At 65.3% G+C, this 19,816-nt stretch carries 33 protein-coding genes, 1 tRNA gene and 1 pseudogene; 30 read left to right on the top strand and 5 right to left on the bottom strand.

Annotated features, from left to right (window positions below):
• Positions 1 to 6 precede the first annotated feature (6 nt).
• Positions 7 to 969 (bottom strand): glycosyltransferase family 2 protein, encoded by a 963-nt coding sequence (locus DW029_RS08920; RefSeq protein ID WP_118345848.1) that lies wholly within the window; start codon positions 967 to 969, stop codon positions 7 to 9.
• A gap of 122 nt (positions 970 to 1,091) precedes the next feature.
• Between DW029_RS08920 and DW029_RS08915 the strand changes: the two are divergent.
• Positions 1,092 to 1,858: pseudogene (locus DW029_RS08915) on the top strand (ABC transporter ATP-binding protein).
• Between the two features lie 53 nt (positions 1,859 to 1,911).
• A tRNA-Arg gene (locus DW029_RS08910) sits at positions 1,912 to 1,988 on the top strand.
• A gap of 56 nt (positions 1,989 to 2,044) precedes the next feature.
• On the opposite strand, the gene DW029_RS08905 is transcribed toward DW029_RS08910, so the two are convergent.
• From DW029_RS08905 to DW029_RS08895, 3 genes are all read right to left on the bottom strand, one after another.
• The gene (locus tag DW029_RS08905; protein ID WP_118345847.1) at positions 2,045 to 3,208 is read right to left on the bottom strand and encodes a hypothetical protein; all 1,164 of its coding nucleotides are present in this window, start codon (positions 3,206 to 3,208) and stop codon (positions 2,045 to 2,047) included.
• 106 nt (positions 3,209 to 3,314) lie between these two features.
• Positions 3,315 to 3,839: a hypothetical protein gene (locus DW029_RS08900; protein WP_118345846.1), complete on the bottom strand. Its 525-nt coding sequence runs from the start codon at positions 3,837 to 3,839 to the stop codon at positions 3,315 to 3,317.
• A gap of 67 nt (positions 3,840 to 3,906) precedes the next feature.
• Positions 3,907 to 4,536 (bottom strand): helix-turn-helix domain-containing protein, encoded by a 630-nt coding sequence (locus DW029_RS08895; RefSeq protein WP_118345845.1) that lies wholly within the window; start codon positions 4,534 to 4,536, stop codon positions 3,907 to 3,909.
• 120 nt (positions 4,537 to 4,656) lie between these two features.
• On the opposite strand from DW029_RS08895, the gene DW029_RS08890 reads away from it, so the two are divergent.
• Positions 4,657 to 4,860, top strand: coding sequence for a hypothetical protein (locus tag DW029_RS08890; RefSeq protein ID WP_118345844.1), 204 nt, complete (start codon positions 4,657 to 4,659; stop codon positions 4,858 to 4,860).
• 149 nt (positions 4,861 to 5,009) lie between these two features.
• Entirely contained in the window at positions 5,010 to 5,297 is a 288-nt protein-coding gene (locus DW029_RS08885; protein ID WP_118345843.1) for a hypothetical protein, read from the top strand.
• Between the two features lie 25 nt (positions 5,298 to 5,322).
• Here DW029_RS08885 and DW029_RS08880 read toward each other — a convergent pair whose 3' ends face one another.
• Positions 5,323 to 5,577 carry a hypothetical protein gene (locus DW029_RS08880; RefSeq protein ID WP_118345842.1) on the bottom strand — a complete coding sequence of 85 codons (255 nt, stop codon included), beginning with the start codon at positions 5,575 to 5,577 and terminating at the stop codon, positions 5,323 to 5,325.
• 32 nt (positions 5,578 to 5,609) lie between these two features.
• On the opposite strand from DW029_RS08880, the gene DW029_RS08875 reads away from it, so the two are divergent.
• The 26 genes from DW029_RS08875 to DW029_RS08745 form a co-directional block, all read left to right on the top strand.
• Positions 5,610 to 5,846 carry a hypothetical protein gene (locus DW029_RS08875; RefSeq protein WP_118345841.1) on the top strand — a complete coding sequence of 79 codons (237 nt, stop codon included), beginning with the start codon at positions 5,610 to 5,612 and terminating at the stop codon, positions 5,844 to 5,846.
• Positions 5,843 to 6,814: a prohibitin family protein gene (locus DW029_RS08870; protein ID WP_118345840.1), complete on the top strand. Its 972-nt coding sequence runs from the start codon at positions 5,843 to 5,845 to the stop codon at positions 6,812 to 6,814. Before DW029_RS08875 ends, DW029_RS08870 begins: the two co-directional genes overlap by 4 nt.
• 217 nt (positions 6,815 to 7,031) lie before the next feature.
• Entirely contained in the window at positions 7,032 to 7,286 is a 255-nt protein-coding gene (locus DW029_RS08865) for a helix-turn-helix domain-containing protein (RefSeq protein ID WP_118345839.1), read from the top strand.
• Positions 7,287 to 7,394: 108 nt separating this feature from the next.
• Positions 7,395 to 7,850, top strand: a complete 456-nt coding sequence (locus DW029_RS08860) for a RusA family crossover junction endodeoxyribonuclease (protein WP_118345838.1) — start codon at positions 7,395 to 7,397, stop codon at positions 7,848 to 7,850.
• Positions 7,850 to 8,215 (top strand): hypothetical protein, encoded by a 366-nt coding sequence (locus DW029_RS08855; RefSeq protein ID WP_118345837.1) that lies wholly within the window; start codon positions 7,850 to 7,852, stop codon positions 8,213 to 8,215. Before DW029_RS08860 ends, DW029_RS08855 begins: the two co-directional genes overlap by 1 nt.
• Positions 8,208 to 9,110, top strand: coding sequence for a phage recombination protein Bet (bet, locus tag DW029_RS08850; protein ID WP_118345836.1), 903 nt, complete (start codon positions 8,208 to 8,210; stop codon positions 9,108 to 9,110). Before DW029_RS08855 ends, bet begins: the two co-directional genes overlap by 8 nt.
• A complete protein-coding gene (locus DW029_RS08845; RefSeq protein ID WP_118345835.1) occupies positions 9,110 to 10,069 on the top strand; it encodes a DUF1351 domain-containing protein in 960 nt (319 codons plus the stop codon). The genes bet and DW029_RS08845 overlap by 1 nt, the downstream gene beginning before the upstream one ends.
• 2 nt (positions 10,070 to 10,071) lie before the next feature.
• On the top strand, positions 10,072 to 10,401 hold the full coding sequence (mihF, locus tag DW029_RS08840) for an integration host factor, actinobacterial type (protein WP_147351906.1): 330 nt from the start codon (positions 10,072 to 10,074) through the stop codon (positions 10,399 to 10,401).
• Positions 10,398 to 10,868 (top strand): single-stranded DNA-binding protein, encoded by a 471-nt coding sequence (locus DW029_RS08835; RefSeq protein WP_118345833.1) that lies wholly within the window; start codon positions 10,398 to 10,400, stop codon positions 10,866 to 10,868. Before mihF ends, DW029_RS08835 begins: the two co-directional genes overlap by 4 nt.
• Positions 10,869 to 10,977: 109 nt before the next feature.
• On the top strand, positions 10,978 to 11,850 hold the full coding sequence (locus tag DW029_RS08830; protein ID WP_118345832.1) for a hypothetical protein: 873 nt from the start codon (positions 10,978 to 10,980) through the stop codon (positions 11,848 to 11,850).
• Positions 11,847 to 12,065 carry a hypothetical protein gene (locus DW029_RS08825; RefSeq protein ID WP_118345831.1) on the top strand — a complete coding sequence of 73 codons (219 nt, stop codon included), beginning with the start codon at positions 11,847 to 11,849 and terminating at the stop codon, positions 12,063 to 12,065. Before DW029_RS08830 ends, DW029_RS08825 begins: the two co-directional genes overlap by 4 nt.
• The gene (locus DW029_RS08820) at positions 12,050 to 12,448 is read left to right on the top strand and encodes a hypothetical protein (protein WP_118345830.1); all 399 of its coding nucleotides are present in this window, start codon (positions 12,050 to 12,052) and stop codon (positions 12,446 to 12,448) included. Before DW029_RS08825 ends, DW029_RS08820 begins: the two co-directional genes overlap by 16 nt.
• A 12-nt stretch (positions 12,449 to 12,460) precedes the next feature.
• Positions 12,461 to 12,652: a hypothetical protein gene (locus DW029_RS08815; protein WP_118345829.1), complete on the top strand. Its 192-nt coding sequence runs from the start codon at positions 12,461 to 12,463 to the stop codon at positions 12,650 to 12,652.
• A gap of 46 nt (positions 12,653 to 12,698) precedes the next feature.
• The gene (locus DW029_RS08810; RefSeq protein WP_118345828.1) at positions 12,699 to 12,959 is read left to right on the top strand and encodes a hypothetical protein; all 261 of its coding nucleotides are present in this window, start codon (positions 12,699 to 12,701) and stop codon (positions 12,957 to 12,959) included.
• The gene (locus tag DW029_RS08805; protein WP_147351904.1) at positions 12,956 to 13,261 is read left to right on the top strand and encodes a hypothetical protein; all 306 of its coding nucleotides are present in this window, start codon (positions 12,956 to 12,958) and stop codon (positions 13,259 to 13,261) included. Before DW029_RS08810 ends, DW029_RS08805 begins: the two co-directional genes overlap by 4 nt.
• Positions 13,258 to 13,563 carry a hypothetical protein gene (locus DW029_RS08800; RefSeq protein WP_118345826.1) on the top strand — a complete coding sequence of 102 codons (306 nt, stop codon included), beginning with the start codon at positions 13,258 to 13,260 and terminating at the stop codon, positions 13,561 to 13,563. Before DW029_RS08805 ends, DW029_RS08800 begins: the two co-directional genes overlap by 4 nt.
• On the top strand, positions 13,560 to 13,958 hold the full coding sequence (locus DW029_RS08795; RefSeq protein ID WP_118345825.1) for a hypothetical protein: 399 nt from the start codon (positions 13,560 to 13,562) through the stop codon (positions 13,956 to 13,958). The genes DW029_RS08800 and DW029_RS08795 overlap by 4 nt, the downstream gene beginning before the upstream one ends.
• Complete coding sequence (locus DW029_RS08790) at positions 13,958 to 14,149, top strand: hypothetical protein (RefSeq protein ID WP_118345824.1); 192 nt, start codon at positions 13,958 to 13,960, stop codon at positions 14,147 to 14,149. Before DW029_RS08795 ends, DW029_RS08790 begins: the two co-directional genes overlap by 1 nt.
• The gene (locus tag DW029_RS08785) at positions 14,146 to 14,376 is read left to right on the top strand and encodes a helix-turn-helix domain-containing protein (protein WP_118345823.1); all 231 of its coding nucleotides are present in this window, start codon (positions 14,146 to 14,148) and stop codon (positions 14,374 to 14,376) included. The genes DW029_RS08790 and DW029_RS08785 overlap by 4 nt, the downstream gene beginning before the upstream one ends.
• Positions 14,373 to 14,666: a hypothetical protein gene (locus tag DW029_RS08780; protein ID WP_118345822.1), complete on the top strand. Its 294-nt coding sequence runs from the start codon at positions 14,373 to 14,375 to the stop codon at positions 14,664 to 14,666. The genes DW029_RS08785 and DW029_RS08780 overlap by 4 nt, the downstream gene beginning before the upstream one ends.
• Positions 14,667 to 14,920: 254 nt before the next feature.
• Positions 14,921 to 15,190 (top strand): hypothetical protein, encoded by a 270-nt coding sequence (locus DW029_RS08770; protein WP_118345820.1) that lies wholly within the window; start codon positions 14,921 to 14,923, stop codon positions 15,188 to 15,190.
• Positions 15,191 to 15,381: 191 nt separating this feature from the next.
• Positions 15,382 to 15,738: a hypothetical protein gene (locus DW029_RS08765; protein WP_118345819.1), complete on the top strand. Its 357-nt coding sequence runs from the start codon at positions 15,382 to 15,384 to the stop codon at positions 15,736 to 15,738.
• Between the two features lie 117 nt (positions 15,739 to 15,855).
• Complete coding sequence (locus DW029_RS08760) at positions 15,856 to 16,281, top strand: helix-turn-helix domain-containing protein (RefSeq protein ID WP_118345818.1); 426 nt, start codon at positions 15,856 to 15,858, stop codon at positions 16,279 to 16,281.
• A gap of 3 nt (positions 16,282 to 16,284) precedes the next feature.
• A complete protein-coding gene (locus DW029_RS08755) occupies positions 16,285 to 17,481 on the top strand; it encodes a PBSX family phage terminase large subunit (RefSeq protein ID WP_118345817.1) in 1,197 nt (398 codons plus the stop codon).
• Between the two features lie 5 nt (positions 17,482 to 17,486).
• Complete coding sequence (locus DW029_RS08750; RefSeq protein ID WP_147351903.1) at positions 17,487 to 18,905, top strand: phage portal protein; 1,419 nt, start codon at positions 17,487 to 17,489, stop codon at positions 18,903 to 18,905.
• The coding region (locus tag DW029_RS08745) for a hypothetical protein (RefSeq protein ID WP_199582626.1) at positions 18,905 to 19,816 on the top strand (912 nt) is incomplete at its 3' end. The genes DW029_RS08750 and DW029_RS08745, both read left to right, overlap by 1 nt.

Below are 19,816 nucleotides of genomic sequence, written 5' to 3'. Positions count from 1 at the left end.
GGCGGTTTACCTTGCGTTCGGGTTGTGGTTGCGATAGTCGCCGAAGGTGTATTTGCTATACACATTGACTTCCCACTGCTTTTTTTCGACCTTTGCCACGGAGTCGAGGATAAAACCAGTCGCGAGACTTAAGCCACATAGGAACATAAACGATGCGGCGAGCAGGGCGGTTGGGAAGCGCGGAACAAGACCGGTCTGGAAATACTCGACAATGATGGGAATGCCCAGGGCAAGACCGATTATTGCAAACAGGAGCGCAACGAGGCTGAAGAATTTAAGCGGTCGGTAGTCCTTGAACAGCGTGCCAATCATAGCGATGACCTTGATGCCGTCTCTGACGGTATTGAGCTTTGACTCGGATCCTTCGGGGCGATCGCGGTACTCAATGGGCACGTCCTTGATGCGCCAACGGTGGTCGACGGCATGGATGGACAGTTCGGTTTCGATCTGAAAGCCCTCGGAAAGCACGGGGAACGTTTTGACAAAGGGGCGGCTCATGGCGCGATAGCCCGTCATAACGTCTTCGAAACTGTAGCCATAGATCCACTTAATCATGCCGCGGACTAGGTTATTGCCAAAACCATGGAAGGCGCGCTTGTTTTCCTCGGCATAAGTTCCATTGGAAAGGCGGTCTCCGACCGTCATATCGGCCGTGCCATTAAGGATGGGCTCGCAGAGGGCTTTTGCCGCTTCGGCAGGGTAGGTGTCGTCGCCGTCGACCATCAGGTAACAATCGGCATCGATATCGCGGAACATCTGACGGCAGACATTGCCCTTTCCCTGTCGGGGCTCAAAGCGCACTGTGGCGCCGTATTCCGTTGCGATGCGCGAGGTATCGTCTGACGAGTTGTTATCGTATACATAGACCGTCGCCTGCGGAAGCTCGCGGTGGAAGTCGTCAATGACTTTGCCGATCGTGAGGGCTTCGTTGTAGCAGGGGATAATGACGGCAATAGATTCAGAATTCACTCAATGCTCCTTTGATATTCAATCGTAGAAAGTATAGCCGTTTGGCCCTGGCATCCTGAGATGTAGCCGTCTTCCATAAGTCCGAGCGCAAATTCATCTTCTACATCTAAAGGAATGCTGTGATGACTGAATCTGTTGTTGATTACATCGAGCAGCCTCTGGCTGTCGAGGTCGACGCCACCACCATGATCTTTAACATGGCGTCTGACTCGCTGACCAGCCTCAAAGAATGTTTTATTAAGCTCGCTAAGCATGAGTTGTTCTTTGAGGAGTTTAGGACGCTTAAGCTCATCTCGTTTGATATTCACCGCGGTGAGGTCGTGGGCTTGGTCGGTACTAATGGTTCCGGCAAGTCCACGATGCTCAAGATTATCGCTGGTGTGCTCGAGCCTAGCGAGGGCAGCGTTAAGGTTCATGGCAACATTGCACCTCTGATTGAGCTTGGAGCTGGCTTTGATCCCGAGCTGACGGCACGCGAGAACATTTATTTGAACGTTGCGCTGGTCGGCTATATCAAGGAATTTATCGATGCCGACTTTGATGGCATTATCGAGTTCGTTGAGCTGCAGAACTTTGTCGACATGCCGCTCAAGAACTTCTCTTCGGGTATGGTTGCGCGCATTGCTTTTGCAATCGTCGCCATTACCGAGCCCGATATCCTGATCGTCGATGAGATGCTTTCCGTCGGCGACGTGTTCTTCCAGCAAAAGTGCGAGGCCCGTATTCAGCACTTTATCCAGAGCGGTGACGTGACGGTTTTGTTCGTGTCGCATTCCATGGAGCAGGTTGAGCGCATCTGCCAGCGTGCGTTTGGATTGAGAAGGGCGACCTTCGTATGGACGGCCCGGTCGATGAGGTATGCAAGGCATACCGCGAACAGTTCAAGTAGGTTATACTTATTTGCGCTTGGCGGGCTCGCGCTTGCTTGGCGTGCGGGTATTTGCTCCATTAGCTCAGTTGGATAGAGCAGGGGACTTCTAATCCCAAGGTCGACGGTTCGAATCCGCCATGGAGCACCATCAAAACAGCAGGCCGGGCCGTGTGCCCGGCCTTTTGCATAAAAATCGGCGCCCCACTACGCCCCGCAAGGGTCTTCGCCGGACAGCAGTCTATGCACTTTCCTCGCCGCGTCCTCCATGGTCGCCGCGCCGGGGCGCATGTAGTTGCCGTAGTCGGTCTTGAGCTCCGCGTGGCCGTGGAAGCGGGAGGTGACCGTGTCGGGCAGGCCGGCCGCCTGCATCAGCGTCTCGGACGTGTGCCGGAGCATGTCCGGCGGGATGAAGCGCAGGCCCAGCGCCCCGAGCTCCGACTTCCACCTCTTGTAGAGCGTGTCGCCGCGCAGGGGCACGAGGCGCGAGCGGCGCCATGCCTCGACCGCCGCCGGGTCACCCGGGTCGGGGCGCGTCGCGGCCACGATGGCGAGCAGCCGGTCGCGCCCGGCCACGATCGCGGGGCGCTCGCGCACGGACGCCTCGTTCTTCGCCTCGTCCACCAGGCCGTCGGCGTCGGTGTACTTCCGCCTGACCACGAGCGTGAGCGTGCGGACCTCAGTGCCGGTCACGAGGTCGTAGGTCGCCTGGGGCACGATGTCGGCGGGGGAGATGCCGAGCGACTCCTCCATGCGCAGCCCCGACAGGCCGAGTATCAGGTACGCCTCCAGCGGCCGGCCCCTCATGGCGCCGAGCGCCGCGACCGCCTCCTGCGCCGTCCACGGCGCGCGCTGCGGCTTCCTGCGCTGCGGCGTGGTTATGCGCCGCCGGAACGGCCGCTCGTCCATGAGCTCGTCGTCGTATGCCGACAGCAGCACGGCGCGCAGCGTCCGCTTGGTGAGCGCCGGCGCCGTCGACGCCAGCACCGTCGCCTTCACGTCGCCGTGCGTGAGCTTGGACAGCGGTATGTGCCCGATGGCGGGGAGGACGTTGCGCACCATCTGCGAGTCGTACTGCCTGAGCGTCGCCGCGCTGCGGGGCTTCCCCCGGTTGCTGTCCGACTTCCTGAATATCCCCCAGTAGAACTGCTCGAGCGTGAGCGACTCGCCGAGGTTCGCCGCGCCGCCCAGCTCCGCCACGAGGCGCGCGGCCTCTATCTCGGCGTCGAGCTCGCTGCCCTCGACCGTGCGGGAAACCGTGCGGCGCCCGCCGTCGGCGCGCCGCCCCTTGCTCGCCCTCACCTCCCAGACGCCCGGCCTGACCTCGCGGTACGAGCCGGCCCGCCTGCGCTTGCGTTCGGACTGTGCCATAATGTCTCCTATGGTCTGCCCGGGGGTTTGCCTCCGCTTCCTCCCGGCTCTCCTGCCGCCGTCCCGCGCCTAGGTTCCAGCTGCGCGCGGGGCGGCTTTCTGCTATCTAGTCGACGAGTCTGAACTCACCGTCGACCGTCGCCATCTTGTAGTCAGCGCAGTCGTCGCCCCTCCATACGTGGAACTCCCCGGCGTAGGGGACCGCGTCGGCTGTGTACCTGAGGTGGGCTATGACGCTGTCGCCGTTCTTGTAATCGAATATCACGGTCGAGCGCATGATGCACTTGGGCACCCTGCCGGCCTTCGTGAGCTTGGACCATTTGCGCTCGACGCGCGAGGGCTTCTTGTCGCGCCTCACCTTGGCGCCGCACATGGCGTTCGCCACGTCGAGGGCGTCGACCGTGAGCCTTTCGTCCGTGAGCGCGCCGACGTTCGCCCCGAGCGCGGCCATCGCGGAGCGTCGGGCCTCCTGCTCGGCCTCGCGCTCGATCCTCGCGAGCTCCGTCATTCGCCGCTCGCGCTCGACCTCGGCCTCGCTCATCGGCCTTCCGTCGCGGTCGTAGTAGGTGATCTCGCAAGGCCCGACCTTAATCTTGGCGGCCTTCCTCTTCTTCTTGCCGAACGGCCACATGGCCCCTCCCTTCTGCTGGCGCTCCTCTAAAGGCATCGAATTCGACGCCTTTGAAATCGGCGTCCCTCTAGCCCCTCTCGTCCCGCTCGCCCATGTACCAGACGACGCGGCCCTTGCAGACCACGGGCTCGTCGCCCGGCCCGGCGAGGATGTCGTCGTACTCGCCGCTGTGGCTGTCCGCCGTGAGCATCACGGTCGAGCGGCCCCGGGTGTAGTTGCGCACCACGGCGCCGTAGTCGGACGTCTCGGCCAGCACCGGCTGGCCGTTGACCGGCTCCATGTCGGGGTCGACCAGCAGCAGCGCGTCGTGGGGGAAACGGTTGTCCATGCAGCCGCCCTGCGCGTGGACCATGAAGCCGCGCGGGTGCGCGTCGGCGATGGAGGCGGGGACCTCGACCTCGTCGGCGAGGTTCCCCTCGTCGCACGGCTCGCCCATGTGGGCGAAGCCCAGCAGGGGGACCATGCGCGAGGTGCCGCTGATGGCGGCCTCGGTGGCGTCCTCTCCCATGAGGTCGGCTACCGTCGTGTCGAAGAGGTCGGCGAGTTGCTCAAGCCGGTACATTCTCGGTTGAGATTTGCCCGACTCCCACGAAGCAACGGCGGCCTTGGTTACCTTCGGGTTGAGTCTGTTTCCGACGTCCTCCTGGTTCCAATTACGCGCCTCACGCAGGGCTCTTACTCGGTTTGCGAAACTCATGGACCCTCCTTCGGTTAAACGTAATTTAATTCTAATTAAAGAAAAATTGATTTATAGATAATTTTAAGTTGACCCGTGGTCAAATAAGGTTTAACCTTTAGTCAACGAAAGGAGGAGCAGATGCAAAGCTTGCAGGAGTACCGAGAGGCAGGCGTCGAGCGTTTTCAAAAGAAGAACATCGCCGCAGCTCTTGGAATCTCTTTACCGGCATACGACGCTCTCGAGAACGACCAGGAGCACCGCATGAACCCTGCCAGAGCTAAGGCGCTCGGGGAACACTTCGGAGTTGACCCGACTATTTTTTTGGCTGAAAAGTCAAATTAGATTTGACCAAACGAAACGGAGAGAACCATGAACGAGAACTACATCGACATCGAGCTGGGCGGCTGGAACATCCCCGAGGCCATCACGGTCGAGGCCGAGCCCGTCGAGGCCCGCGACTTTTCCGACTTCGAGCTGTAGGGGAGGGCGACATGAACAAGGACTACAGCGTCACCTTCGAGCCGAATGAGGGCCTCGACGGCGACATGTGCGAGACGGAGGAGTCGGTGAAGGGCCGCATCTGCCGCCTGTTCGGCTTCGAGAGCCGGTGCTTGAGCATGCAGGAGGGCGACCTCAACAACGCTGAGATCGCGGGCACGCGCTACTACGTCTACACCTCCGTGCGCTTCACCGCCAACGGCATCGGCTGGTCGACGGACTTCGAGAACCTGGTCCGCGACGAGGCGCTCGACGAGCAGCCCGCCGGCTCCGAGCGCTAGGGAGGACGGCATGGGAGACGAACTGCTAGGGCTGCGGCCAGATGTAGGGGGCGAGGACGGCGGCGATCGCGAAGACCAGCGAGAGCGCCGCGATGGCGAGGCTAAGGATGTTCACCTTCCTCGACTGCTCCGCCTGCACGGCGGCATTCCGTCGCTGTTCCGCGAGCTCGTCGTCGTACCTGCGGGAGTACTCGCGGAAGGCCTCCAGCTGGGCGCGGTTCAGCTCTATCGCCTCGCGGAGGAGCCTGAGCGGCTCGGCCTCGACGGTCTCGGCGCCCATGGCGCGCCGCGTTGCCGAGGGGGGTGTCCTCGATGTCCTCTAGGAAGCCGCTCGCCCGTTCTATCAGGGTGCTGAGGCGCTCCGATGCGTTCTCGAAAGGGTTGCTCATCGCATCTGTCCTCTCTCTCGGGGTCGTTGTAGCGGGTATCGCCATGCGTTCGAGGATAACGCTTCTGCTCGGTGCCGGGGCGGCGTTCCCGGTGACCGTGCTGAGTGCCGAGGAAATGTATCTGAACGGCTGGAAGGCCGGGAAAAGGAGGAAGTCATGATTCAACTGATTATCGGAGCTGGTCTGGGACTCGGCGGCGTGGCCGCCGCCGTCGCCATCAAGCGGTATAACGAGGCCGAGCGCGAGAGGGCCGCCGGGCCCGCGGACCATTGGGGCAACAAGTACGAGGCCCGCATCGTCTCGCCCGCGTGCGCCCTGCCCCTCATCCTGGTAGGCGCCGTCATCGCCGCCACCGCCTGCCTCTACACGCAGGACACCGGCGAGGTATGCGTCATCCGCAACCTCGGCGGCTCGCTCGCCGGCTCGACCTCCGAGGCCGGTTTCCACGCCAAGGCCCCCTGGCAGGACGTCGTGACCTACGACGTCCGCAACAACCTCATCAACTTCTACGGGGACACCGACTACGAGGTGGACGGCGGCTCCTACGACGGCAAGCAGGTGACCATCAACGACAAGTCGGGCGCCAGCGCCAACATCGACATACAGGTCAACTACTCCCTGAACCCCGACGCCGCGCTCAGCCTCTACAGCGAGTACGGCACGCAGGAGAGCTTCGTGGAGAAGTACATCTCCAACGACGTCCGCGCCGTCACCCGAGAGGTGTCCGGCAAGTTCGACACGGTGACGATGCTCACCGACCGCTCACAGTTCACCAAGGCCGTCCAGAAGGCCCTCACCGAGAAGTGGAGGGGCATAGGCCTCACGGTCGAGCAGGTGAGCGTGCAGGACGTCCGCTACCCGAAGAACATCACCAAGAGCTACAGCGAGGCGCAGGCGGCCGAGGTCGCCAAGCAGAAGGCCCAGAACGAGCAGGAGACGGCCAAGGTCCAGGCCGAGACCAAGAAGATCGAGGCGCAGGGCCAGGCCGATGCCAACGCCATCCTCGCGAACTCGCTCAACGAGAACGTTATCCAGCAGAACTACATCGACGCGCTCAAGAGCATCGGCAGGGACGGCAACCTCGTCGTCGTGCCCGAGGGCTCCCAGCCGCTGGTCGGCACCAAGTAGGGGCCGCCCGCCGCGCGCGGGCCGTCCCCGGGGCGGCACCGGTTCCGCAGGCCTCCACAGACCACACTGCGGACGTTCCAGCCGGTGCCGTGCCGGGGGCGGGGCCCCTACACCCGCCCCGCCTTCCTGCGAGGGGCCGCGCCCGGCGACTCGGTGGCGCGGCCCGGTGGCGGGGCTCTACACGAAACGGAGGAATCAACGACATGGAGGAGATCGCATGGACGGGAAGTCCGAACGCTACGGCAGCCCGTGGCTCACGCAGTCCGAGGCCGCGTCGTACGCCCGCATCGGCAAGGAGCGCATCGCGCAGCTCATCGCGACCGGCAGGCTCCGCGCCTACTGGTCGCCCGGCAGCGACCCGCGAAGCCCTAACCGCGCCAAGCTGGTCAACAAGGACGACATCGACGAGCTGCTGCGCGCCGACGCCGTCGAGGTCCGGGAGGTGTCCCGTGCGCTTTTCGGGGCCGCTTAGGGCGGCGGGCGCCGCGGCGGGGCTCGTCGCGCTCTGCTGGCTCATCGACTACGTGGTGATGCCGGCTGTGCTGTGGACGGTGCTCGCCCTGTTCGGGGCGGTGCCGGCATGACGGCCCGCATCGAGTTCTCGGTGCGCCTCGTGGCCGGCAAGCAGCGCCACAGGCTCGACCGGCGCCACGCACGGATGTACACGCCCGACGAGACGCTGAGGGCCGAGCGGGCCATCGCGGCGGCGTGTAGGGAGGCGATGGCCGAGGCGGGCATCCAGCCCCTGCCCTTCGGCCCGCACGAGCCGGTGATTCTCACCGTCGACGCCTACCGGCCGCTGCCGGAGAGCCGGCCCAAGAGCGTGCGCTCGGAGCCGGACACCTACAAGCCGGACGCCGACAACGAGGCCAAGCTGGTCATGGACGCGCTCAACGGGCTCGTCTGGGCCGACGACGCGCAGGTGGTCGACCTGCACGTGGTAAAGCACCCCAGGGTGCGCGGGCAGGCCGAGCGCATGGACATATCAATCGCGCCCGGGTGGTCCGGGCGCAAAGACGAAACGGAGGAAATGTAATGGATTGCAAGAAGAAGCCGGAGCCGTGCCGGGCGGGCACGTTCATCGACTACATGAACGACCTCGGCATCAACGCACTGTTCAACGCCGAGTCCGAGACGTCGGCGACCGGCATCGACCATGCCGTGCTGCGCGGCATCGGCTACTGCGCGGGCATCGCGCAGAGCGCGTTCGACGAACCTCGCGACTTCACGCCCGAGGAGCTCAACGCCGTGATCTCGTACGCGATGCACTGCGAGGAGGAGTTCAAGAACAAGGGCGCGGCCGGCGTGCTCGCCCTCATGATGGGCGACGGCGCTCTCCTCGACGAGGACAACTACACCGTCACGCCCTACGAGTTCGATGAGGTGGTTGTCGATGGGTAGCGAGATCATCGAGTTCAAGGACGATGCGGGCATGCCCGTCAAGTTCACCTCGCAGGACATCCGTGAGCGCCTGTGCCCGAACGCCACCGACGGCGAGCTGGCGCTGTGCGTGGAGCTCTGCAACCGCCAGCACCTGAACCCCTTCACCAAGGAGGTCTATCTGGTCAAGTACGGCAATGCCCCCGCGAGCATCATCACGAGCTACCAGGTTTTCAACCGCCGCGCGAACCGCCAGCAAAACTACGGCGGCATCAAGAGCGGCGTCGTGGTGCTGCGCGACGGCGAGGTCGTCAAGAAGAGGGGCTCCGCCGTATACAAGCAGGTGGGCGAGCAGCTTCTGGGTGGCTGGGCCGAGGTCCAGTTCGTCGACGGCAAGGAGCCGGCCTACGTGGAGCTGGCGCTCACCGACTACAGCACGGGCAAGAGCAACTGGGCGAAGATGCCGGGCGTCATGATCGAGAAGTGCGCCAAGGCGGGCGCGTGGCGACTGGCCTACCCCGACGAGTTCGGCGGGATGTACACGGGCGAGGAGATGGACCAGAAGGTGGCGCAGGACATGCGCGCCGGCACTCAGGCCGTCGAGGCCGAGAGCGTCGAGCCCGTGGCCGACCCGCTGCAGCCCGTGCGCGACCTGTTCCGCCCGTTCATGGCGGCGACTGGGCTCGACAGCGCCGGGGCCATGGCCGCCATCTGCGCCGCCGTGGGCTGCGCGTCGGGCTCCATGCACGACATGACGCTCATGCAGGCGCGCCGCGCTGCCTCGTGGATGGAGGAGGAGATCGCGGCCCGCAAGGCGCAGCCCGCGCCCGCCGCCCCCGAGCCGGAGCCCGCGCCCGCCTATGAGCCCGCGCCAGACGAGTATGCGAACGACGACGACCTGCTGGGAGGCTTCTGATGGCAGACGAGACTACGACAGTGATGCCCGATGAGGGCAATGCCATCGAGAAGAGGGCAGGCGTCGAGGAGATCAAGGCGCTGCTCGACTCCGTGACCATCGACGGAGACCTCAAGGGGCAGCTCGACGCGCTCGCCAAGGCGGTCGACGAGGCCATCGAGGACTACCGCGACCCGAAGCCCATCGGGAGCGGCGAGCGCCTCAAGGAGATGCGCAGGTGGCGCGCCAACGTCCGCAAGGTCAAGGAGCCCATCGAGGAGCGCCGCAAGGCGTCCAAGAAGCGCTACACCGACCTCATCAAGCAGTTCGACTCGACCATCGGCCGCATCACGGCGCCCATCGACGAGCTCGACAAGCGCTACAAGGCGCTCATCGACGAGTACGAGGCCCAGTGCCGCGAGAACGTCCGCGCCGAGCTGGAGGCCCACTATGCGGAGCTGGCGCCCAACCTCGTGCCGGTGCTGCCGGCCTCCGCGGTCATCGAGGACGCGTGGCTCAAGCCGAGCGTCGGTACCGAGAAGGCCAAGAGGGTGCTCGAGGGCGTCGTGGCGAGCCTCGCGCGCCAGTACGAGTCCGTCATGGACATGGAGTACGCCGACGAGTCCGAGCGCGGCTGGGCCGTGAAGTGGTGGGCTGACAACCGCCCGGACGACTCCGGCGAGGTCGCCCGCGCCGTGAGGCGCCACCGCGAGGAGATGGAGCGCGTCGCCGAGCTGAACGCCGGGTACCGCGCCTCCCGCGCACCGCGCCCGGCGCCCGAGCCGGCGCCCGAGGCCCCGCGAGTGGCCCCGGAGCCGGAGCCGGCTGCGATGGCCCCGGAGGTCGCGCGACCTGTCCCGCAGGAGGCCCCTGCGGCCGCCTACCGCGTGATCATCGACTGCCCGGACGTCGAGACGCTCCGCGCGGTCAGGGCAGTGATGGTGTCCGCGGGCTTCCACGGACGAGTAGAGAGGGCCTAGACATGGCATTACCGAATCTCACCGCAGAGCAGCGCAAGGAGGCGATGGCGAAGGCCGTCCACACGCGCCGCGAGCGCGCCGCGTTCAAGGCGGCGTGCAAGGCGGGCAACATCCCGCCCGAGGCGGCCATCGAGGCGCCCATCGCGCAGAGGCTCAAGGTCGAGGAGTTCGCCCGCTCGTTCCCGGGCATCGGCCCGGTCACGGCGCGGAAGATCGTCGAGGCGTGCCACATCCGCGACGGCCGCCGCGTGAGCGGCCTGGGCTACATGCAGGGGCCGCGCCTCGTCGAGGCCATCAAGGGCTGCATGACCGCGAAGGAGGACAGGCAGTGAGCATCAACCGAGTGAACATCAGCGGCAACCTCACCCGTGACCCGGAGCTGCGCGCCACGGCGAGCGGGACGCAAGTCCTGTCCTTCGGCGTCGCCGTGAACGACCGCCGACGCAACGCGCAGACGGGCGAGTGGGAGGACTATCCGAACTTCGTCGACTGCACCATGTTCGGCAACCGCGCCGAGGCCGTGGGGCGATTCCTCGCCAAGGGGATGAAGGTCGCCATCGAGGGCAAGCTGCGCTACAGCTCCTGGGATAAGGACGGCCAGAAGCGCTCGAAGCTCGAGGTGATCGTCGACGAGCTCGATGTCATGGTGCGCCGCGACGGGCAGGCCCAGCCGCAGCAGAGCCTCGCGGACACGGTGCCCGTGCAGCCGCAGGCGCAGGCCGCGCCGCAGTGGAACGCCCAGCAGGCCTACGCCGCGGCCCCGCAGCCCGAGTTCTACGACGAGGACGTGCCGTTCTGATGAGGCGCGTACCCGACACCATCCGCGACCACTGGGAGGCGGCCCTGTTCGCCGCCTCCTTCGCCGCGGGCTTCCTGTTCTTCTCATCGCTTCTCTGGGGGTGGTTCTGATGGCCTTCACCGTGTTCGACAGCTTCGCCGAGGTCTACGACGACTTCGACGCGAGCGACCCCGAGGACCTGCGCGACCGCGCGATGCTCGCCGACGCGATCATGATGTACGGGCTGCACGGCGTCGAGGCCGACCTCCCGAAGCACCTCCGCCGCGTCTTCAAGGCGATGAAGAACGCCATAGACAACTCCAAGGACGCGCGCGGCAGGGGCGGCAAGGGCGGCCGCCCGCGCAAGAAACCAGTTTCCGACAAACCCGAAACCCCGGTTTCGGAAAGTGAAAACCTAGGTTTTTCAAACGGGAAACCGGTTTCCGACAAACCCGAAACCCCGGTTTCGGAAAGTGAAAACCCTAACCTAACCTACCCTAGCCTGTCCTGTCCTGAACTGGATTGTGCTGAGCTGTCCTGTGATGGGGGCGATGCCCCCGCCGCGCCGCCCGAGTTCGAGCCGCCGTCGCTGGAGGAGGCCCGCGGGTACTTCGGCGCCAACTGCCTGAGCGGCGACCCGGACGCCTTCTGGGCCTACTTCGAGTCTCAAGGCTGGGTCAAGGGCAACGGCCAGCCGGTGAGCAACTGGGGCGCCCTCGCGCTCGACTGGTCAAGGCGCCAGAAGCGCATCGACGCCGACGACCGGGCGAGGGGCAAGCCCACCGCCTCGGAGGTCGAGGCCGCGACGTTCAGGCCCACGAGGACGCCCGAGGAGGCGCTGGCCGAGCAGGAGCGCCGGTGGGCCGCCGAGCACCCGGGCATCGACCCGGCCAAGGTCGAGGCCCCGCGGGGAACGACCGCGAGCAGGGACCAGTTCGGCCTGTACCAGGACGCGCGGAGGCTGCTGGCCGCCCGCGCCGCATGCGAGAGGAGGGCGTCGTGAACCTCGAGAGGGACGGGGCGCCGGACATCCCCGACGGCGCCGCGAGGTGCTGCGAGACGTGCGACCGCTGGGTGCCGGGCGACGGGTGCGGCATCTGTGCCCACCGGGCCGAGGCGGCCGTGCTGCCGCGCGGCGTGGACCTCGACGCGATGGCGGCGAGCATCACGCAGGGCGACCACTCCTGCGGGAGGTGGGATCCGTGGCGCGGGCTGTGAGGCCGTGCGCCGGGCAGGCCGCGCTCGACCTGTTCGGGCCGCCGCGCAGGCGCCCCATAGACGAGGACCTGCGCTGGCTCACGAGGGTCTGGGGCTGCCGCGAGGAGGACGTCATGCCGCACCTCAGGCGCCTCTACGCCGAGTTCGCGGCATGGGACGCCGACGAGAGGGCGAAGGTGCTCGTCGACTTCTACTGGCCGCGCCACAAGCCCGCGTTCGACGGGCTGACGCCGGAGCAGGTCGGGATGTACGACCGGACCATCGACTACCACACGGCATGGGACCGCTGCTGGGCGATCAGGCGGGGCATGGACCCGCGCGAGGCGCTCAGGGTCGTGTCGTGGGACTACGGGAACGACAGGCCGTCCGTGACGGCGGCCTAGGAAGGAGGGGCCATGAGCTCGAGATGCGGAGAGTGGCCCGAGGGGGACCCGCGCCGCTGCGACGGGTGCAGGTTCGCGGAGCGCGTCGAGCGCGTGATGGCGGCGTCGGGCGACGTCCGCGAGGTCTACCGCTGCGCGAGGCGCCCGGAGTTCGTGCACCGCACGCAGGCCGAGGCCCGCTGCAACTACTGGGAGGCGCGATGACGGTCGACGGGTACCTGACCTGCTCAACCTGCGGACGTTCCGCGAGGTGAGGGACGACAAGGCACAGGCGCTCAAGCCGCTCGAGGAGGCGGCCGAGGCGTTCGGCGCGTGGCAGAACTGCGACGGCATACGCCAAAGCCAGATCATGACGGCGCGCCGGGCGTTCCGCGTGGACCTCATCGACGAGTGCCTGGACACCGTGCAGGCCACCGTCAACCTGCTGGCAGCCGTCGGCGCCACGCAGGGCGAGGTCGACGCCGCCATCCGGCGCATGGACGAGAGGAACTGTGAGAGAGGACGTCTGTGATGGAGACTTTGGAGCAGATCAAGGCGGATGCGGTCGAGGTGTTCTGCTACGACCGTGAGGTCAGGCCGCAGGACAGGGCGCACGCCTATCTGGGGAAGTACCGCGTCAAGCGCGGCTACAACGACACGGCGATGCAGGTCGCGGTGGTCGACATGATCGAGCGCGCCTACGAGGCGGGAAGGGCGGGAATCGCCGACGCGAACCTCGTGCAGAACCTGCGCCGCCAGCTGACGAGCATCGAGGCGACCGTCGGGGATGCCATAGACCTGCTCGACGAGAGCGTAGGGGGCGGACTGCGATGAGTGACTCGAGGGTCGGCGGCTACCCGATGGGGGTGACGGACGCCGCCATCGAGCGTCACTTCGGCGGGGCCTGCGAGCCTAGGATGTGCGGGAACTGCAGGCACTTCTGCGGCAGCGACATCCACGTCGACTACGGCTACTGCCACCTTAAGTTCGAGCGCGCCTTCGACGCGGAGGCGCCTGATCGCAAGGAAGGGTTCTGGCGCCTGGCGAAGTGGGCCGTGGCGTGGCTCATGGAGAACCTGCTGTATTGCGAGGACGAGTGCGGCGAGTGCCGCGACTACGAGGAGTTTGGGTTATGAGTATCGAACTGCCAAAAGACGCAGAGGGGCGCGAGATTCCTCTGGAAACCAAGGTGATGTACGGCTGCGGCGGCACGGCCCGAAACATCGTGTACTGGGTGTTCACGACCGATTCCGACCTTGAGAAAGAGTGGTGGAACTGCTGGAGCGCGGTCACGGACACGGGCAGGAAAATCGACCCCGGGCTCATGCACCTCACCCCGCCTGACAGCTGGGAGAAGCTGGAAGAGGACTTGGATAGGTGCATCGAAGAGAGCGACCTTTGCATGTACTACAACAACCAGAATCCGGACTGTAATAAATGCACCATCTCCGGCAATGAATCGCGTGGTTGCACTTCGGTAGCGCTTGAGGACATCAAGAGGCGTATCCGCAAGCTGAGGGGTGTGGACTGATGTTGCAGCAAAACACATGCGTCTACTGCGGCAAGGTTCGCTTCAATTTCAGCCGAGACGATGACTACGGCATGTGGATCGAGAACAACGACAACGGCAAATATGTCATAGCCGTTGGAGAACTGTTTGTTGAAAGCTTTCCGATTTGTTTCTGCCCGTTCTGCGGACGCAGGCTGAAGGAGGACGAATGACGGCTCCGGCATCGACCAAATACAAGGTCAGCAAGAAGGTGGTCAAGCGCTACCTAGCCGACCATGACCTTACGCAGAAGCAGTTGGCACAGATGGCCGGCATCACTCCCGGTGCGCTTAGCGCTCTCATCCGCTGCCAGCGTGACATGCGCGTGGGCAATCTTTTCGCGCTTGCCGACGCGATGCGGATGGACCCGCGCGACCTTGTGGAGAAGGTGGACGAATGATTACCGATGAAGAACGGCGCAATGTGGCGGCGAATATACGAAGCGCAGCCGAGAGAGCCAAGGATGATCTTAACGATGATTCCAATTACTCTAAGCTCGCTGTGCTCTATGTTGTGTCCTGCGCGGTTCGCGGGGTTCCGCACTACAAAGACCTGCTACACCTTGCCAACCTAATCGACCCGCCGACAACCCCTTACATCTGCGAGAAATGCGGCGGCGAGTGGCCGTCCGACATCATGTTCAAGCGCTGCCCATACTGCGGGACGGTGGTTCTTGATGAAGCGCATTAAGTTCGCAAGGCCGGTCGATTGCCCGACGTGCGGTGCGACCCCGTCGCACCAGAAGTGGAAGCCACGCAAGTTGGTGTACACAAACGAGGTGGTCGCGATAGGGGACGTCGACCCAGTCGACGCCGTCCATTGCCCTAGGTGCGACCTCGTCTTCGGCGTCGTGCATTACGAGCATGACGACACGTATATCACGAGTTGGACCGAGTTTGAGACGATCCCACGGTATTGCCCATGGTGTGGGGAGGATTTGACAAATGCCTGACAACGAGATGAAGCCGGTGTTGTCGCCGTCCGTCGAGCTGTGGAGGCCGAACGGCCCCGCCGCGAGGGTCGCTGCCGTCCTCGTGGCCAACGTGGAGGCGGGCCTCATTGAGGCCATCGCGCCCGCGTTGCGGGGCACGAGGCGCGAGATGAGGAAGTCCTGCAAGAGCCTCGACCCGGTGTGGCTGCGGGCCCGCGCCCGTGCGCTGAGGCGCTCCCGCCGAAACGTCGAGACGCTCAAGCGCGAGGGAAGGTGCAGGTGATGGCGAGGACCGGCCTGCGCATCGGGGCCCGCCGCCACATCTTCAGGCGGCCGGGCGTGCCGTACGGAAACTGACAGACAAGGGGAGGGCGCCATGCCGGCACCCTCCCCGCGGCCCGTTTGGGGGATCCTTTGAGGGGAACGTCGAGGCTTACGGATGGGCCTTTTGGCCCATCTACGGAATCTACACATATGCCGCTCGGGGCCGAGCTCGCCCGCCGCCGGCGCAAGGGCTACCGGCTCTGGACGCCGGACATGGTGCGCTCGATGCAGGCGCACCCGGAGAGGAGCGCGGCCGAGATCGCGGCGCTCCTCGGCGTGACGCCGTCGAGCGTGCGCCACGCCCGGCAGCGCTACGGTCGCTTCGGGACCGGCACCGGGATGCTGTGCGTGGTGTGCGACGCGCGGCCCGTGTTCGACACCTCGGTGCAGGCGAGGAGATGGGGGCTGTGCAAGGGGTGCTATCTGGCGGAGCGGAAGAGGCGGCTCGAGGAGGAGGCGGAGAGCAACCGCATACGACAGGCCGCGCACAGGAAGAAGGTCGAGTAGCCGAAAGGCCCCGGTTTCCGGGGCCTTTTCTTTAAACGTTACCCCCTTTCTACGCTCGTGGGCAAACGCACGCGCTTGTCCACGTGCGTAGAAAGGTGGGAACGTTCGCGTTTCCATATGGCTATCTACCAGCGGAAATGTGATTTTGTGGCGGGAAAAGGGCGTGAAAAGCTGACCAAGGAGGGCATCGAGGATGCCGTCCGCCTGTGCCGTGCCGGAATGACCGACAGGGACATCGCCGCATATCTCGGGGTCGCGCGTGAGACCTATAGCCGTTGGATCAACCACCCCAGAACGGACAACCAGCGTCAACTGTGTCACGTCCTGAAAAAGGCCGAGGTCGAGCGCAAGGCGACGCTCGTGGGCCGCATCATGGACGCGAGCGGCGGCAGCTGGCAGGCGGCGGCGTGGCTTTTGGAGCGCAAGTACCCGCAGGAGTACGCCAAGGCGCAGCGCATCATGGACACCACCGACACGGCGGTGCTCAAGGCCGCCAAGGAGCTGGTGCTGTCCGTGCCGTCCTCAATCGGCGGGGACGAGTAGCCGATGCCGCTCACGAGGATGCAGCGCGAGTACCTCGCCAACTGCACGCACCGCTACAACGTGAAGTGCGGGGCGACGGGCTCGGGCAAGAGCTACGTCGACATAGCCGTGACCATACCGCAGAGGCTTCTCGCCATGAGGGGCGAGGGGCTGGCGGTGATGATCGGGAACACCCGGGCCACGCTCGAGCGCAACATCCTCGAGCCGATGCGCTCGCTCTACAGTGAGGACGTCGTCAGCCAGATTGGGCGGGACAACACGGCCAAGATATTCGGGCGCAAGGTCTACTGCCTCGGGGCGGACAAGAAGACAAGCGTATCCAAGATTCAGGGCGCCACGTTCGAGTGGGTCTACGGCGACGAGGTCGCCACGTGGAGCGAAGATGTGTTCCAGATGCTCAAGAGCCGCCTGCGCTGCCAACACAGCCGCTTCGACGGCACGTGCAACCCCGACAGCCCGAACCACTGGTTCAAGCGGTTCCTCGACGGCGACAGCGACATCTACAGGCAGGACTACACGATCTGGGACGGTGCGCTGGCACCGGATGTCATCGAGGCCCTCATCAAGGACTACGGCAGCGGCGTGTACTACGACCGCTACATCTTGGGCAAGTGGACGCTGGCCGAGGGCCTGGTCTACCCCGGGTGGGAGGGTGCCCTAGAGAGCCGGTATACGGGCAGCGCCGCCAAGTACGCGGTGTCTTGCGACTACGGAACACAAAACGCCTTCGCGGCGCTTCTGTGGGCATTTGACGGCAAGGTGTGGCACGTGGCGGACGAGTACCGCTACTCGGGCCGCGACACGGGGCACCAGAAGACGGACGCCGACTACGTGGCAGACATGGCCGACTTCGTGCGCGGGCTGGGCAGGCCGCCCACGTTCATCATCGACCCGAGCGCCACGAGCTTCATCGCCGCGATGCGGCAGGCCGGGTTCAAGACCAAGAAGGGGCGCAACGACGTCGCGGACGGCATACGAGAGACGGGGGTGTGCCTGGGCAACGGCACGGTGCGCATCTCCGATGCCTGCGCGGGGCTGATAGGCGAGCTCGGCGGCTACTGCTGGGACGCCAAGGCCGACGGCGACAGGCCCGTCAAGGTCGAGGACCACAGCTGCGACGCACTCCGTTACGGGGTGGCGACCATGCGCATGTACAAGCCTGCGAAACGGCAGGTAAACCCATTCTTTGAACGGAGGTAGCGGCTTTGTCTAAGGGGCCTTTGGTGACCGATGGCGACCTCAAGGCGGCGGCGTCGGCGACGGCGTTCGCGGCCGATGCCATCGAGCGGCACTTGTCGGGCGAGATGTACCGCAACGCCGTCACCGCGAACGAGTACTACCGCCAGCACAACGTCACGATCAACCGTTTCGTGCAGAAGATCTACTCGTGCTCCGGTGCCGAGGCCGAGGACTTCACGGCCTCGAAGCTGAGGCTGGCGAGTAACCTGTTCAAGCGCCTAAACGTCCAGCGCTGCACGTACTCGCTCGGTAAGGGCGTGAGCTTCGTGGACGTCTCGGCGGGCGGCAAGGACACGACCAAGGAGGGGCTTGGCGACCGCTTCGACGACGACGTCATGGAGATGGGCCTCAAGGCGCTCATCCACGGTGTGTCATTCCCGTTTTGGAACCTCGACCACATCGACGTGTTCACCGCCGACGAGTTCTGCCCGGTGTGGGACGAGTACTCGGGGGCGCTATACGCCGGCGTGAGGTTCTGGCGGCTCGACTCCGACCACCCGTGGCACGCGACCCTCTACGAGCAGGACGGCTACACGGAGATGGTGTCGGGCGGCAGCGGCTTCGACTTCGAGGTGGCCGAGGCCAAGCGCGCCTACAAGGTCACGTATCGGGAGATACCGGCGGACGGGATGAAGCTGGCCGTCGATGCGGAGAACTACTCCCGTCTGCCAATCGTGGCGGTCTGGGGCAGCGACGCGCACCAGAGCACGCTCGTCGGCATGCGCGAGAGCATCGACGCCTACGACCTCATCAAGAGCGGCCTGGTGAACGACACGCGCGACTGCGCACAGATCTACTGGCTCATCAACGGAGCCGGCGGCATGGACGACAGGGACCTCGACCTGTGGCGGGCGAAGCTCAAGCTGACGCACGTGGCCGAGGTCGACGCCGAGCAGGGGCAGTCCGTGACGCCGTACACGCAGGAGGTGCCCGTCGAGGGCCGCAAGGAGACGCTGGCGCAGATCAAGGCCGACATCTACGAGGACTTCGGCGCGCTGGACGTCCACACCATCGCGGCGGGGGCGACCAACGACCATATCGACGCGGCATACCAGCCGATGGACGAGGAGGCCGCCGAGTTCGAGCGCCACATCCGCGAGGGCATCATGGACATCCTCGCGTTGCAGGGCATCGAGGACACGCCCGTGTTCACGCGCACTCGCATCAGCAACACCAAGGAGCAGGTCGAGACCGTGTGCCTGGAGGCCGAGTGGCTGGACGAGGAGACGATCCTGCGAAAGCTGCCGAACATCACGCCCGACGAGAGGGCGAAGATTTTGGAGCGCAAGCAGCGGGAGCAGGAGGAGCGCATGGCAGCGCTGCCGCCCGCCCTGGCGGCGAACGCGAAGGGTGCCCAGGAGGGCGACGAGGAAGGTGATGAGTGATGGCGGCATTGCAGGTGCTTGACGGCGACCTGTGGCAGTGGGACACCGGGCGCGAGGTCGAGGCCGTCGGCTGCGAGCAGGTGCATTTCGCCAAGTCGACCGCGGGGGCGTGCTACACGGTCGAGGTGGCCGACAGCAAGGCGAAGGTTCCCGACGAGCTGCTTCAGGCGGCCGGGCGCGTGTACGCATGGGCCTACATCACGGACGAGGCCTACGGCGGGCGTACGCGTATCGAGGCGCTCTGGGACGTGAAGAGGCGAGCAAAGCCCGCCGAGTACGTCTACGAGCCGAGCGACCAGCGCACCATCGAGGACGCGGAGACGGCGCGAGACGAGGCCAAGGCCGCGCAGAAGGCTGCGGAGGCCGCACGCGACAGGGCTGTCGCCGCCGAGGTCAAGGGGGCGCGCGCCACGACTCTCGCCTCGGGCTCGGAGGCAACGGCGGCGATGGAGGGCAACGTGCTGGTCGTCGGCGTGCCGAAGGGCGACGCGCTCAGGTACAGCGACCTCACCGCTGACCAGATCGCGGAGCTCAAGAAGCCCGCAACGGACGCCGCGGCCGAGATCGGCAAGACAAACGAGAAGTACAAGGCCATGCTCACCGAGCAGGCCAAGGCCTTCGGCGACGCGCAGCAGGCGCGCACCGAGTCATATGCGGACGCCGAGCGCGCCCGCGACGAGGCATACACGAAGGCCGAGACGGACCGCGACGCCGCCTACAACGAGGCCGAGGGAAAGCGGCAGGCCGCCGAGGGCGTGCGCAGCGAGAACGAGGGGGCGCGCAAGAGCGCCGAGACGGAGCGCGATACGGCCGAGAAGGCACGTGTGGAGTCCGAGGCCAAGCGCGAGCAGGGCTGGACCGACATCAAGGCCGATGCAGAGAAGAGCGTGAGCGACGCGGTCGAGCGCGCC

This window comes from Collinsella sp. AF38-3AC (assembly GCF_003474365.1).
In the GTDB taxonomy this organism is placed as follows: Bacteria; Actinomycetota; Coriobacteriia; order Coriobacteriales; family Coriobacteriaceae; genus Collinsella.
Note: the sequence above shows the minus strand (reverse complement) of the source record. Positions and strands in the feature narration are given on the sequence as shown.

Bases quoted from the DNA above. Each gene is read 5' to 3' on its own strand.
- DW029_RS08905 (WP_118345847.1), bottom strand. From the start codon at position 3,208: ATGGCACAGTCCGAACGCAAGCGCAGGCGGGCCGGCTCGTACCGCGAG.
- DW029_RS08900 (WP_118345846.1), bottom strand. From the start codon at position 3,839: ATGTGGCCGTTCGGCAAGAAGAAGAGGAAGGCCGCCAAGATTAAGGTC.
- DW029_RS08895 (WP_118345845.1), bottom strand. From the start codon at position 4,536: ATGAGTTTCGCAAACCGAGTAAGAGCCCTGCGTGAGGCGCGTAATTGG.
- DW029_RS08890 (WP_118345844.1), top strand. From the start codon at position 4,657: ATGCAAAGCTTGCAGGAGTACCGAGAGGCAGGCGTCGAGCGTTTTCAA.
- DW029_RS08885 (WP_118345843.1), top strand. From the start codon at position 5,010: ATGAACAAGGACTACAGCGTCACCTTCGAGCCGAATGAGGGCCTCGAC.
- DW029_RS08880 (WP_118345842.1), bottom strand. From the start codon at position 5,577: ATGGGCGCCGAGACCGTCGAGGCCGAGCCGCTCAGGCTCCTCCGCGAG.
- DW029_RS08875 (WP_118345841.1), top strand. From the start codon at position 5,610: ATGTCCTCTAGGAAGCCGCTCGCCCGTTCTATCAGGGTGCTGAGGCGC.
- DW029_RS08870 (WP_118345840.1), top strand. From the start codon at position 5,843: ATGATTCAACTGATTATCGGAGCTGGTCTGGGACTCGGCGGCGTGGCC.
- DW029_RS08865 (WP_118345839.1), top strand. From the start codon at position 7,032: ATGGACGGGAAGTCCGAACGCTACGGCAGCCCGTGGCTCACGCAGTCC.
- DW029_RS08860 (WP_118345838.1), top strand. From the start codon at position 7,395: ATGACGGCCCGCATCGAGTTCTCGGTGCGCCTCGTGGCCGGCAAGCAG.
- DW029_RS08855 (WP_118345837.1), top strand. From the start codon at position 7,850: ATGGATTGCAAGAAGAAGCCGGAGCCGTGCCGGGCGGGCACGTTCATC.
- bet (WP_118345836.1), top strand. From the start codon at position 8,208: ATGGGTAGCGAGATCATCGAGTTCAAGGACGATGCGGGCATGCCCGTC.
- DW029_RS08845 (WP_118345835.1), top strand. From the start codon at position 9,110: ATGGCAGACGAGACTACGACAGTGATGCCCGATGAGGGCAATGCCATC.
- mihF (WP_147351906.1), top strand. From the start codon at position 10,072: ATGGCATTACCGAATCTCACCGCAGAGCAGCGCAAGGAGGCGATGGCG.
- DW029_RS08830 (WP_118345832.1), top strand. From the start codon at position 10,978: ATGGCCTTCACCGTGTTCGACAGCTTCGCCGAGGTCTACGACGACTTC.
- DW029_RS08815 (WP_118345829.1), top strand. From the start codon at position 12,461: ATGAGCTCGAGATGCGGAGAGTGGCCCGAGGGGGACCCGCGCCGCTGC.
- DW029_RS08800 (WP_118345826.1), top strand. From the start codon at position 13,258: ATGAGTGACTCGAGGGTCGGCGGCTACCCGATGGGGGTGACGGACGCC.
- DW029_RS08795 (WP_118345825.1), top strand. From the start codon at position 13,560: ATGAGTATCGAACTGCCAAAAGACGCAGAGGGGCGCGAGATTCCTCTG.
- DW029_RS08790 (WP_118345824.1), top strand. From the start codon at position 13,958: ATGTTGCAGCAAAACACATGCGTCTACTGCGGCAAGGTTCGCTTCAAT.
- DW029_RS08785 (WP_118345823.1), top strand. From the start codon at position 14,146: ATGACGGCTCCGGCATCGACCAAATACAAGGTCAGCAAGAAGGTGGTC.
- DW029_RS08780 (WP_118345822.1), top strand. From the start codon at position 14,373: ATGATTACCGATGAAGAACGGCGCAATGTGGCGGCGAATATACGAAGC.
- DW029_RS08770 (WP_118345820.1), top strand. From the start codon at position 14,921: ATGCCTGACAACGAGATGAAGCCGGTGTTGTCGCCGTCCGTCGAGCTG.
- DW029_RS08765 (WP_118345819.1), top strand. From the start codon at position 15,382: ATGCCGCTCGGGGCCGAGCTCGCCCGCCGCCGGCGCAAGGGCTACCGG.
- DW029_RS08760 (WP_118345818.1), top strand. From the start codon at position 15,856: ATGGCTATCTACCAGCGGAAATGTGATTTTGTGGCGGGAAAAGGGCGT.
- DW029_RS08755 (WP_118345817.1), top strand. From the start codon at position 16,285: ATGCCGCTCACGAGGATGCAGCGCGAGTACCTCGCCAACTGCACGCAC.